Genomic DNA, 13,227 nt, shown 5'->3' with positions numbered 1-13,227 from the left:
TTATATAAGTTAATTATTTTTTCACAATCACTTTAGAATTAGCTTCAAAACCAAGTCCTTTCACTTTCACGATATAAGTACCATTTACTAAACGGCTTGTTGAAATCGCTTTTTTATTTTCCGGAGAGATCTTATCTTCTGAAGAAACCAATTTACCAGACATATCATAAAGTTCTACACTTACTTTTCCAAGAGTTTTGCTTGGGAAATCGATATAAAACTCATCTTTCGCAGGGTTTGGATAAACAGAAACCTTGCTATCTTTAATGGAAGTAAGCTCATCTGTAGCTAACGTAGCACATTCTGCTGGTACATCAAAATTTTCTACCTGATCGTTAATATTCGTTTTATCTCCAGCTGATGCATTTACTCCTAATCCTCTTTTTGCAAAAACCTTCCAGATCATACATTTATCCTGACCTTCTGTTGCTGCCAATTCCGCAGCTAATATTGCGTTTCTTCCTTCAATAAAAGAAGGGTCGCATGCTTGTAGTTTAAGTCCATTAACAATTAATTGTAATACTCTTGAACTTCCATTTGTTGCATTAGCAGTTACATCAGATGAGTATCCATATTTTTCAACATATTTCCAGTGAAGATCCCACAACATTGTTGCCCATACAAATCCTATAGAGTGGGCATCAGCAACCATTGTTCCGTTGTCAGAATACTCCATTCCGTTTGTATTACCATACGTATAACCGTTTACAGCGAAATTCGGAGAATATTGTTTAGGTCTGATTCCACCGCCTGTTATTGGCTGTCCCGCTGGATAAGTCCCTATTCCTCTTGCAACAGTAGCGTTATCGCCTGGCTTGTTAGTCAGCAGTAATGCAAAGATGTCAGACCATCCTTCACCCATTTGTTCTTTAGAATAAGTTTCATTGCCGTTATAAGGTCTTGAATTTAAACAGCTATACCCATCTCCTGTTAATCTATTGGAAATTCCATGACCATATTCATGGGTAACGATACCATTATCAAAGCTTCCATCGTATTTTGTATCCGCTCTTAATGTTGTATTTACTGTTGTATTCGCGTCAAGCTTACCTTTCATAAACAATCCTTCCGCTTCAGTCACTAATATAGAAGGTATTGTAACTGTTGGAGAAACAATTCCATCTCCTGCCATATTACCCAGTGTAGATCCGTTTGCCGCATTGTTATAAATAATAGCTCCTATAGCTCCTGCTGATTCTGCATTTTTAACTTTAATAGCAAAACCACAGGTTCCTCTTTGAATTAAAGCGATCTTACCCGTTAATTCACCCGCCGGAATACTTGTACAAGCTTCTAAAACAGTAGGTATCTTAACATCTCCGGTAATTCCTATATCATTAAGCTGACGGCCAAACTGAGCTATTCCGGCATTTACAACTCTGGAAGCAGCATCTGTAGGGGCATTATACCAAAGTTTTCTATTAGATCCTAACCAAAGATACATTTGCATTATTGGATTATAGTTATCCGGATACGTAGCAAAGTTGGCGTTATTAAACCCTCCTCCATCTTGAGATTGGGCAAAAACCTCATCATCATCTAATCCTCCGTTTCCAAAATTATTACTTTGGAAATTTCTTGCAGACTCCGTAAACCCGAATTTATAGAATATATCATGTACCATATTGCTGATATAGAACAAATTGGTAGTTGCTGCAGATAAATTATTGAATGTTAAGGCATTCGCATCATAAGCGAAATTAAAATTTCTTGTTGCTCCTCCATCAGGTGAAGCTCCAAAAGTAGTTTCATCATTATCTTTATCATCATAAGCATATACATTATTTCCTCTTGTAATCGTATAATGATTAGTTACGTTAGAATGCCATCCTTCAGGTGAAGAAGCTAGTATCCAAGGATTATTCACTATAGAACGCTGCCCAAAAGTAGGAGCCTCAAGGGGTAAAGCAAAAACGTTATATGAAGCATTATCCGGAGCAAGAAACATCATATTCTTCTTTTGGATATTATCATGGATATAAAAATCCTTTAATTGCGGCATCATATTTACATGGCTTTCGCTGTGGTCATGCCCATAAGCATCATCGTGGAAATTACATGAAAGGTTCAGGTTAATTTTACTAAGAACTTTTCCGTTATTAGCATCAATCAGAACATTCCAAGAATCTGCTTTACCTGGTTCTTTAAATAAAAATTCATACGCTAAACGCAACTCTTTATTTTGATCACTGATATAAACAAGTCTTTGCTTTGCCGAAGTCAGTTTATCTGTTCCTTTTTCAAAAAAACCAATAATCGGAAGGCTTGAAATCTTATCATTTTCAAGATCGATTGCAATATTTTTAAGTGCTATTTTCTCACTTATTGAAGCGTTTTTCGCCGGTGCGCTCACATAATCCTTTATAAAATTATCTGTATAGTAAGTCACCTTACTATCTTTAATAAGCGCTGTTCCTACTGAACTATATATTGGCAAGCCATTATAAGTTTGTATCAGTTTCACAACATCACCATTCAATGATTTTGAAGGATCTACATTATCAACAATAAAATTATTGAGGTCAGACTTCTTATATTCTCTTATTTTATTTTGAGAAATATAATCCTTAATAAGCTTTTCATTATCTTGTCCGAAAACAATAGTCGGAAACACAGAAAAAACTGCAAATAAAAGAGGTAGAGTTTTGTTTTTCATATTCATTATCAAAGCGGCCAATTTACAAATATTTTATATAAAAATCATAAAATAAATACACAAAACATAAAATTAAATTTAAATTATATTTCAAACCTCTCAATATGAAGAATTCATTTCAGTTTTCCAGGCTCAACAAGATATTTCCTAAAAAGAAAAAAACTGCTCATAAGAGCAGTTTTCTATTATTAAATATTCTGTTAAAAGTTATTTTCTTACCATCACTTTTGAGCTTGCTTCAAAACCAAGTCCTTTTACTTTCACAATATAAGTACCATCCAATAAACGGCTTGTAGAAATTGATTTCTTAGCATCCGGTGAAATTTTATCTTCAGAAGAAACCATCTTACCAGACATATCATACAGTTCTACACTTACCTTTCCAAGTGTTTTGCTTGGGAAAGTGATAAAGAATTCATCCCTAGCCGGGTTTGGATAAATAGAAATTTTATTTTCCTGCACAGATTTTACTTCATCTGTAGCTAATGAACGACATTCTTCAGGCAAATCAAAACTTTCGACCTGATCATAAATATTATTTTTAACACCTGCCGATGCATTTACACCTAATCCTCTTTTTGCAAAAACCTTCCAAATCATACATTTATCTTCTCCATTTGTGGTGGCTAAATCTGCACTTAAAATTGCATTTCTTCCATCAATAAAGCTAGGGTTACAAGCCTGAAGTTTCAAAGCATCAGTCACCAACTGCAATACTTTAGTGCTTCCATTTGGAGTGCTCGATAAAACATCAGAAGAATATCCATATTTTTCAACATATTTCCAGTGAAGATCCCATAACATTGTTGCCCATACAAATCCTATAGAGTGAACATCAAGAGACAAACCACCATTCGCGTTGGTATATACCATTCCGTTTGTCTTTCCATAAGTATAATTATTGATTCCAAAATCAGGGGAATATTGAGCAGGTCTGATTCCTAACTCAGCCGGAGTTTGCCCCATCACATATGTTCCTATACCTCTAGGAATCGAAGCATTATCTCCAGGTCTATTGGTTAGCATAAGCGCAAAGAAATCTGACCAACCTTCTCCCATTTGCTCCATACTAACGCTTGCATTTAAACAGTTTGAACCTGCTCCTGTTAACCTGTTAGAAATACCATGTCCATACTCATGAGTAATAATACCATTATCAAAACTTCCATCCGGAGTCATGCTGGTAGCAGGATCATTTTTCAAGGTAACATTTACGGTTGTATTGGCATTCAATAGCCCTTTAATATAATTACCTTCAGATTTTGTAATCAATACGGTAGGAATAGTAACTGTTGGATCAACTCCTGTCATATTACTTAATGAATCTCCATTGGCATCATTATTATAAATGATCGTTGCCACTGCACCAGCATCCTGAAGATTTTTAGTTTTAACAACAAATGAGCATGTCCCCCTCTCAACCAATCCGATCTTTTCTAAAAGAGATCCTGCTGGTAAAGCTGTACATCCATCAGGAACCGGAGACAATTTTACATCACCTGTAAGCCCCACCGCATTCAATGGACTACCAAAGTCGGCTGTTCCGACAAGAGGTTTTCTTGAAATAGCAGTAACTGGTGCATTATAATAGAATTTTCGATTGACAGTACTCCATAAATACATTTGCATTCTTGGCTTACTACCATCTGCCGGGCTTGAAAAGTTTGCATTATTTGTACCTCCGCCGTCTTGTGCTTCTGCATTCACATAGTCATTTCCTACTCCTCCTAGTCCAAAATTATTTTGTTGGAAGTTTCGTGCCGTCTCTGTAAATCCAAATTTATAAAAGATATCGTGCACCTTATTATTAATGTAAAATAAATTGGTAATGGCCGCATTTAAGTTACTATCCGGAGTTCCATTAATACTGAATGGAAAATCAAAGCTTCTATTGGCTCCACCGTCAGCAAAAACGCCTGGTACATTAGTATTAGCTTTATCATCGTAAGCAAATACGTTATTTCCTCGGGTATTTGTATAATGATTTGTTCCATCAGAATGCCATCCTTCAGGCGATGAAGTAAGCAACCAAGGATTCGTTACGATTGATCTTGACCCAAATGTTGCAGATTCTATAGGTAATGGAAATACATTGTAAGTAGCATTATCCGGAGATAATAAAGCAGGCTGAGCATTCATTTTTACCGGCCCTATAAAATCACTTTGAGCAAGCATTGATTCACCGTGTGAAAAAGCATCATCATGGAAGTTACAGGAAAGGTTAAGATCCGATTCACTGATAATTTCTCCTGTTTTTGCATTGATAAGAATGTCCCAATAACTCGGAGATTTTGGATCTTGAAATGTGAATTGATAAGCCAACTTCAAACTTCCTTTATCTTCAGCGTATACTAATCTCTGTTTTGCAGCACGCCCATTTTCAGCATCTTCCTCCGCATATCCAAGAATATGATAAGATTTAACCTCATCCCTTCCTAAGTGATCTGCAATCTTCTGCAAAGCATCTTTTGCTGCAATGGTAGCATTTCCTCCAGTAGACTCTTTATAATCTTTTACAAAATTATCTGTATAATAAACAATCTTATTATTTTGAATAAGTACAGTTCCTACTGAGCTATATACAGGAAGACCATTATATGTTTGCAGAAACTTCACAACATTTCCGTTTAAGGATTTTGACGGATCTACATTATCAATGATAATATTATTAAGATCAGATTTCTTATATTCTTTAATTTTATTTTGAGAAATATAATCTTTAATAAGCCTTTCATTATCTTGTCCAAAAACAATTGCTGGAAAAACAGAAAATACAGCAAATAAAATAGGTAGAGTTTTATTTTTCATATCCATTATTAAAGCAGGCAATATACATATATTTAACAATATAAAAAGATATATATTGAATAGTAAACATATATAAATACAAAACAATAAAGAATAAAAATTTTAAACAAACAAAATACTTCTCAACAAAGAGAATTCATTTTATTATTATTCACTCAGAATACCGCAACCATAATGCTTTACATACCATTATCATCCCCTAATAGAGAGAAAAAAAATATCAAAAGACTAAAAATCGTATTAATTCATCTTATATATTTTAATTTTTTTTTAATATTTTTCATTCATTCAACACGTCAATTTTAAAATAATTCATAAAAAAAGCCGCTCAAATGAGCGGCTCAATATTTATAAATGGTTTAAGGATTATTTACCTTCTTCCATTTTTCTTTTCAACTCTGCTAATGCATCGATGTCTCCAAGAGTAGATCTTTCTTCGTTGTTAGAAGAAGAAGATACGTTTCTAGAAGAAGCTTCTTTTACGTTTTTCTTCTCTTCGTCTCTGAAGATACCTGTGTGAGAAACTACAACTCTCTTGAATTCTTTGTTGAATTCAATTACTTTGAATTGAGCATCTTCACCTTTCTTGATTTTAGATCCATCTTCTTTCTCTAATAATCTTGAAGGGCAGAAAGCTTCAACCTCAGCATCTTCGAATTGTACAGAAGCTCCTTTATCATGAACTTCTACCGCTTTACCAGCGTGGATAGTTCCTTCAGCATATTTAGTTTCGAATTTATCCCATGGGTTTTCAGTCAATTGTTTGTGACCTAGAGATAATCTTCTAGCTTGGATATCTAGCTCAAGAACTACAACATCTAATTTATCACCTACTGCACAGAACTCAGATGGGTGCTTGATTTTCTTAGTCCAAGAAAGATCAGAGATGTAGATTAGACCGTCGATACCTTCTTCTAACTCTACGAATACACCAAAGTTAGTGAAGTTTCTTACAGTTCCTACATGCTGAGATCCTACTGGATACTTAGCTTCGATGTTTTCCCATGGATCTTTAGATAATTGCTTGATACCAAGAGAAATTTTTCTTTCTTCTCTGTCTAAAGTTAATACTTCAGCTTCAACTTCATCACCTACTTTTACGAAATCTCCAGCAGATCTTAAGTGAGTAGACCAAGACATTTCAGAAACGTGGATTAATCCTTCAACACCTGGAGCGATTTCTACGAATGCACCATAGTCAGCAAGAACTACTACTTTTCCTTTTACTTTGTCACCAACTTTTAAGTCAGCAGAAAGAGCATCCCAAGGATGAGCTTCTAATTGCTTCATACCTAATTGGATTCTTGTTTTCTCATCATCGAAATCAAGGATAACCACTTTCACAGTTTGTCCGTCCTCAAGGATTTCAGATGGGTGGTTCACTCTAGACCAAGAAAGGTCTGTAATGTGAATTAATCCATCTACACCACCTAAGTCAATGAATACACCGTAAGAAGTGATGTTCTTAACAGTTCCTTCAAGAACTTGACCTTTTTCAAGTTGAGCGATGATTTCTTTTTTCTGACCTTCGATATCTGCTTCGATCAATGCTTTGTGAGATACTACTACGTTTTTGAACTCAGGGTTGATTTTCACAACTTTGAACTCCATAGTTTTTCCTACGAACTGATCGTAATCTTTAATTGGCTTAACGTCAATTTGAGAACCAGGTAAGAATGCTTCGATTCCGTGAACGTCAACGATCATACCACCTTTAGTTCTAGACTTAACAAAACCGTTAACGATTTCTCCAGTTTCGTGAAGTTCGTTTACTTTATCCCAAGCTTTAAGCGTTCTAGCTTTTCTGTGAGATAATTGTAATTGACCAGTTTTGTCTTCTCTCTTGTCAACCATTACTTCTACCTCATCACCTACTTTTAGGCCTTGGTTGTAACGGAATTCGTTAAGAGAAATAACACCTTCAGATTTGAAGTTGATGTCTACGATAGCTTCTTTATCAGTTAATCTTACAACTTTACCAATTAGAACGTCGTTATCGTCTAAGTTGTTTAATGATCCGTTGTAGATCTCTTCTAAATCGCTTTTCTCTTTTCTAGCATCAGCATCAAGACCAGATTCGAAAGAATCCCAGTCAAATTGTTCAGGTGCTACGTTTTGGTTTAATAATAATTCTGCTGAATTTGTCTCTTTTGACATAATTCTAAATAAATTTGTATTCCTTCTCTTTCAACGGTCTTAATCAATGTGACTGAAAAATACGGAAGTTATTAATATATAATATTTTACTTTCTTAGACCTTTACCACAAAAAGTGGGTGCAAAGATATGATTTTTATTTGAGATAAGCAATAGTTTGGCTTTTACTCACTAATCTATTAAGAGCCTGATTATCAACAATATTCACTAACAACTATAGGAAAACGTTTTGTGTCATACTAAAAGGCTTGGGCTCCGTTCAGCCTGATAAGGTATAATTCAAGAGTATAGTATTAGAACTGCCATGTTAAGCGGAATCTAAGCATCTCTATTTTGCAATAAAGAAAACAATTCATAAAAAGTTGAGATTCTTCATTATGCTACGCCTTTCAGAATGACAGCTCCAAAATTCAAAGAAGAGCAATAATTTGCATTCGCTCTCAAACTCTTTAATTCTCCCACTCTAAAACCCTCAAACCCTTCAACCCTCAAACACAAAATTCACTACCTTTGCACCCATGGAACTACAATCAATTTATCAAAAGCTGCAGATTCAGGATATGAATCAGATGCAGAAATCTACTTATAAAGCGTCTGAAAACAATACAGATATTGTTCTGCTCTCTCCTACCGGATCAGGAAAAACATTGGCATTTTTATTTCCGGTGCTCAGAAATCTGAAAAAAGATGTTCAGGGTGTTCAGGCATTAATATTAGTTCCTGCCAGAGAACTGGCATTACAGATTGAGCAGGTTTTCAAATCGATGGGAACTGATTTTAAAGTTTCTGTTTGCTATGGTGGACATGATAAAAAGATTGAGGTTAATAATTTAATTGAAGCTCCGGCTGTTTTAATCGGAACTCCAGGAAGAGTTACTTATCACGTTAGAAATAACAATTTTGATCCGAAAACGATTAAAACATTAGTTCTGGATGAATTTGACAAGGCTTTAGAATTAGGCTTCCACGATGATATGGAATTTATCTGTAATTCTTTAAAAGGACTTTCTCAAAGAGTTTTAACTTCTGCAACAGCAATGGATGAAATTCCGGCATTTACAGGATTAAAAGATGAGAAAATCATAAGCTTCCTTAAAGAAAATGACGTAAAACCGGATCTTCAACTGAGAAAAGTAATGACTATTCCGGAAGAAAAACTTGATACATTATTTAACCTGGTTTGCAAAATCGGGAATAAAAGAACTTTAATATTCTGTAACCACCGTGATGCAGTAGACCGTATCTCTGAGCTTCTTCATCAAATGGGAATCGACAGAGAAACCTTCCATGGTGGAATGGAACAGGATGAAAGAGAACGTGCTTTACTGAAATTCAGAAATGACTCTGCAAGAATCCTTATCACCACAGATCTTGCTGCCCGCGGACTTGATATTCCGGAAGTGGAATCTATTGTACATTACCAATTGCCTCCAAAAGAAGATGCTTTCATCCACAGAAACGGACGTACCGCAAGGATGAATGCGAAAGGTTTTGTATACCTGATCATGAATGAAGATGACAACTTCCCTTTCATCAAAAATGATGTACCTGAAGAAAGTGTTGCCGGATTTACCAAAGTTCCTCAAAAAACGCCTTTCCAAACCATCTATATCAGTGCCGGAAAGAAAGATAAAGTAAACAAGGTAGACATCGTCGGGTATCTTATTAAAAAAGGAGAATTACAAAAAGAAGATGTTGGTGTTATTGAAGTAAAAGATACTACTTCTTATGTTGCTGTTTCCAGAAATAAAGTAAATGCTGTTTTGAGAAAGCTTCAGAATGAAAAACTGAAAGGGAAAAAAGTGAAGATGGAAGTTGCTTATTAAAGATAAGCTCAGGATTATCTTCAATAAATTGAATACTGCTAATAAGAAATATTTTAATTGCCAGAAATGCACGAATAATATTCGTGCATTTCTGGCAAAATTTTATTTTATTCCTCTCACTCTCGTCGGAAAAGTATATACCGATTTTGATGCAGTGATGAATAATACTTCATTATTTTCACCTCCAAATGTTACATTAGATGTCCATTTTTCAGGAATGGTGATATGGTAGATTTTCTTTCCTTCACGGTTAAAAACATGAACTCCATCTCCGGTTAAGTATAGGTTTCCATGTTTATCCAATGTCATTCCATCTGAACCCATCTCACAGAAGAGTCTCTTCTCAGATAATTTTCCTTCACCCAGAATATCATACACATAGGTTTTTCCGGCATCAATGTCTGAAAGATATAGTTTTCTCAATTTTTCACTTCCTACGATTCCATTAGGCTGAGTAAAGGTCTCCAGCTTAGCAATTTTACCTTCTTTATTTCTGTAATAAAGGCTTTTGTGAGGCAGTTCTTGTTTAAAGTTTATCCAATAATCCCTTTCATATAAAGGGTCGGTAAAATACATTCCTCCAAAAGTATCATTCCAGACATCATTAGGCCCGTTTAACCTTTTCCCTTCAAAATCTTTTAGTAATACCTCTACTTTTTTATCTTTTGAAATCTTCCAGATCTCTCCTTTATCGTCTGAACAGGTGATCAAAAAACCATCTTTATCAAAATGGGTTCCGTTGGCTCTTCCTGTCTTATCTAAAAACTCTACAATCTGATTACTTTTCCAGTCCCAATAATAGATTTTATCATTAGGCTGATCCGTAAAATAAACATTCCCTTCTTTATCTGTTGAAGGCCCTTCTGTAAAGCTAAACTTATCCGAAATCCTTTCCGGCTTCACTCCCTCATAAAACATTTTACTACTATTTACTGATTGGCAGTTTACCAATGCGAAAACCAAACCAATCAGGCTTGCTTTACAGATATTCTTCATACTTCATTTTTAGATCTGCAATTTACGATATGCCTGATCGGTTTCAAAAATATTTTCTCATTTTGATAAATTATTCTTCATAATACAGAATGTCCCAATTGTCCTATTTTTGAAGTAGATCATATTAGGAGTGGAAAGAGATTATTAAGAGCTTTGCAGTAGAGGAATCGATACCGTTTATCTATGTAAATTCAGTGGGATAAATAGGAGTTGATTCGGATGAAAAATATTACCAAAATACTTTTATAGCATACGATAATGAGCGCAGAGTCCAACAACATCAAATCCCTGGATATTGAAAATGAAGATTTTAGAAATTCGGTAGGAACAATGGATGAGACCGGAAAAAGAAAATGGATCTTCCCCAGAAAACCTAAAGGAAAATACACCAATTACAGAAACTATACCAGCTATGTTTTATTAGCCTTATTCTTCGGATTACCTTTTCTAAAGATTAATAATAATCCTTTCTTCCTATTTAATGTTATAGACAGGAAGTTCTTTATTATCGGGCAGCCATTTTACCTTCAGGACTTTTTTATCCTTGCCCTTGGAGCTGTTACCTCTGTCATTTTCGTGATGCTGTTCACTGTAGTTTTCGGAAGAATATTCTGCGGGTGGCTTTGTCCGCAAACTTTGTTTATGGAAATGGTATTTCGTAAAATAGAATATTGGATTGAAGGTGACCGAAATAAACAAATGAAGCTTGACAGACAGGAATGGGATGCTGAAAAGATCAGAAAAAGAGTTACGAAATGGTCTGTATTTATTTTAATTTCTATGATCATTTCAACTTTTATGTTCATGTATATTGTAGGGTATGAGCAAGTCTTCCAAATTATGGTTGAGGGGCCGTCAGAACACCCATTAAAGTTTATCACAATGATCTTTTTCACGATGACTTTTTATTTTGTTTTCGCATGGCTTCGTGAGCAGGTATGTACCCTGGTATGCCCTTATGGAAGACTTCAAGGGGTGTTAATTGATAAGCAGACCATCAACGTATATTATGATTTTAAAAGAGGAGAAGGCCGCTCAAAATGGAGAAATAATGAAGATAGAAAAGCTGCCGGTAAAGGAGATTGTATAGATTGTAATCAATGCGTTGTGGTCTGCCCTACGGGAATTGACATCAGAAACGGACAGCAATTGGAATGTGTGAACTGTACAGCCTGTATTGATGCCTGTGACGAGATCATGGATAAAGTAGGACTGCCTAAAGGATTGATCCGTTACGCTACAGAATCTGAAATCGAAAATCAGGAGAAATTCAAATTTACTTCGAGAATGAAGGCCACTACTGTTATTCTGGCTCTTTTAGTTGGATTCCTTGGCTTTTTAATGTATGACCGTGGTTCTATGGAAGCGAAGTTTATTAAACCAGCTGGTTCTACATTCTTCATTAAAAATGGTAAAATTACTAATACTTTTATCTACACTCTTCTGAATAAATCGAATGAAAAAAAGATGCTGACCATTAAAGTTATCAGCCCGGAAGATGCTGAAATCACCTATTTCGGATCTGAAAAAATTATACTGAAGGGAGACCAAATCTTAAAAGGAAATATCAATATCTCTTTCCCTGAAGATAAAATTAAATTCTCTAAACAAAATATGGTCATTGGTGTGTTTGATGAAAATGGAAAACTGGTAGATTCTTTTGAAACCACCTTTGAAGGGCCATTTAAACTTGCATTATAAAGCAGGTAATAAACTTTAAGGAACAGGAATTAGAGCATGTGTGTTCTGTAGTTGATAAGTGACATTTTTAGAGGTGCGTGGTTCGGGTTCTGAAGTTTGAAAAGACATATTACATTGAATAACTGATAACCATCATTATAAATTTTCAAACTTTGAAACCTTGAACCTCAAACTTTAACTCAATTAGGCCTTATATTTCCTCATAAACTGAGTAGGAGTCATTCCGGAATTCTTTCGGAATACTCTTACAAAGTAGGAATACTCTTCATAGCCTAACCTGAAGGCAATTTCAACAAGGTTTTCATCAAGATACATCAGCATTCTTTTGGCTTCCAATACGACTCTTTCCGTGATGACTTCTGTGGCTGTTTTTTGAACTACCGCCTGCACGATTCTATTCAAATGTTTGGATGAAATCCCCAATAAGGATGCGTAGTACGCAATGGATTTATGTTCCGTAAAATATTGTTCAATAAGACTTTCAAAATCTTGATAATGCTTAAAGTAAGAAAGTCCGGCAGAAGAAGTTAACGTATCAAAATCCTTTGAAAATAACCGAGTAGCATGAATGAAGATCTGGGACATCAATGATAAGATAAGTCCGTTTTTCATCAAATCTTTAGATTCGTATTCTTTTTCCAGTTCCTGAAATAAATGAATATACTTCTCTAGTTCTACGGTATCCAATTGCAATTTCCTAGGGAAAGAAACAGATCCGAAAAAAGGAAAATTTCGAAGCTTCTGATTCACATAATGCATTTCGTAAAATTCCTGAGAACAAAAGAAAATATATCCTTCTATATCTTCTGAAAGCTCCCAACTATGAATCTGTCCTGGAGATAAAAAAAATAAACTTCCTTCCGAAACATCATAACGCTGGAAATCTATCTCATGCATACCACTTCCTTTTGTAAAGAGAACAGCAGCATAGAAATCATGCCTGTGTGGTTTTTCTATGTGCTGATGTCCCACAATCAAATGCTTTTTCATGGTATTAAAATAAAAATCCGACGGATTCTTACCCTGAAAGAGATCAATATGAAGAACGGAAATAGAATTCATCCTATACAATGGATTAATAAAT

7 protein-coding genes are annotated in these 13,227 nt (G+C 35.0%); 2 read left to right on the top strand and 5 right to left on the bottom strand.

What is annotated here, in order from left to right; genetic code table 11:
* Window positions 1-13: 13 nt before the first annotated feature.
* The 3 genes from GTR01_RS05155 to rpsA form a co-directional block, all read right to left on the bottom strand.
* Window positions 14-2,656, bottom strand: coding sequence for a T9SS-dependent M36 family metallopeptidase (locus GTR01_RS05155; RefSeq protein WP_228452164.1), 2,643 nt, complete (start codon window positions 2,654-2,656; stop codon window positions 14-16).
* A 207-nt stretch (window positions 2,657-2,863) separates the two neighbouring features.
* Window positions 2,864-5,464 (bottom strand): T9SS-dependent M36 family metallopeptidase, encoded by a 2,601-nt coding sequence (locus GTR01_RS05150; RefSeq protein ID WP_228452163.1) that lies wholly within the window; start codon window positions 5,462-5,464, stop codon window positions 2,864-2,866.
* 366 nt (window positions 5,465-5,830) lie between these two features.
* The gene (rpsA, locus tag GTR01_RS05145) at window positions 5,831-7,621 is read right to left on the bottom strand and encodes a 30S ribosomal protein S1 (protein WP_066691910.1); all 1,791 of its coding nucleotides are present in this window, start codon (window positions 7,619-7,621) and stop codon (window positions 5,831-5,833) included.
* Window positions 7,622-8,138: 517 nt separating this feature from the next.
* Between rpsA and GTR01_RS05140 the strand changes: the two genes are divergently transcribed.
* Window positions 8,139-9,446, top strand: coding sequence for a DEAD/DEAH box helicase (locus GTR01_RS05140; protein ID WP_160136794.1), 1,308 nt, complete (start codon window positions 8,139-8,141; stop codon window positions 9,444-9,446).
* A 102-nt stretch (window positions 9,447-9,548) separates the two neighbouring features.
* Here the strand turns inward: GTR01_RS05140 and GTR01_RS05135 are convergent, their stop codons facing one another.
* Window positions 9,549-10,442 (bottom strand): SMP-30/gluconolactonase/LRE family protein, encoded by an 894-nt coding sequence (locus tag GTR01_RS05135; protein ID WP_160136793.1) that lies wholly within the window; start codon window positions 10,440-10,442, stop codon window positions 9,549-9,551.
* 258 nt (window positions 10,443-10,700) lie between these two features.
* Here GTR01_RS05135 and ccoG point away from each other — a divergent pair, with 258 nt between their 5' ends.
* Complete coding sequence (ccoG, locus tag GTR01_RS05130; protein WP_160136792.1) at window positions 10,701-12,143, top strand: cytochrome c oxidase accessory protein CcoG; 1,443 nt, start codon at window positions 10,701-10,703, stop codon at window positions 12,141-12,143.
* 183 nt (window positions 12,144-12,326) lie between these two features.
* Here ccoG and GTR01_RS05125 read toward each other — a convergent pair whose 3' ends face one another.
* The gene (locus GTR01_RS05125) at window positions 12,327-13,205 is read right to left on the bottom strand and encodes an AraC family transcriptional regulator (RefSeq protein WP_160136791.1); all 879 of its coding nucleotides are present in this window, start codon (window positions 13,203-13,205) and stop codon (window positions 12,327-12,329) included.
* Window positions 13,206-13,227 lie beyond the last annotated feature (22 nt).

It is taken from the genome of Chryseobacterium sp. c4a, from assembly GCF_009900745.1.
GTDB lineage: Bacteria > Bacteroidota > Bacteroidia > Flavobacteriales > Weeksellaceae > Chryseobacterium.
This window is presented reverse-complemented; position numbering and strand designations above follow the sequence as displayed.

Bases quoted from the DNA above. Each gene is read 5' to 3' on its own strand.
- GTR01_RS05155 (WP_228452164.1), bottom strand. From the start codon at position 2,656: ATGAAAAACAAAACTCTACCTCTTTTATTTGCAGTTTTTTCTGTGTTT.
- GTR01_RS05150 (WP_228452163.1), bottom strand. From the start codon at position 5,464: ATGAAAAATAAAACTCTACCTATTTTATTTGCTGTATTTTCTGTTTTT.
- rpsA (WP_066691910.1), bottom strand. From the start codon at position 7,621: ATGTCAAAAGAGACAAATTCAGCAGAATTATTATTAAACCAAAACGTA.
- GTR01_RS05140 (WP_160136794.1), top strand. From the start codon at position 8,139: ATGGAACTACAATCAATTTATCAAAAGCTGCAGATTCAGGATATGAAT.
- GTR01_RS05135 (WP_160136793.1), bottom strand. From the start codon at position 10,442: ATGAAGAATATCTGTAAAGCAAGCCTGATTGGTTTGGTTTTCGCATTG.
- ccoG (WP_160136792.1), top strand. From the start codon at position 10,701: ATGAGCGCAGAGTCCAACAACATCAAATCCCTGGATATTGAAAATGAA.
- GTR01_RS05125 (WP_160136791.1), bottom strand. From the start codon at position 13,205: ATGAATTCTATTTCCGTTCTTCATATTGATCTCTTTCAGGGTAAGAAT.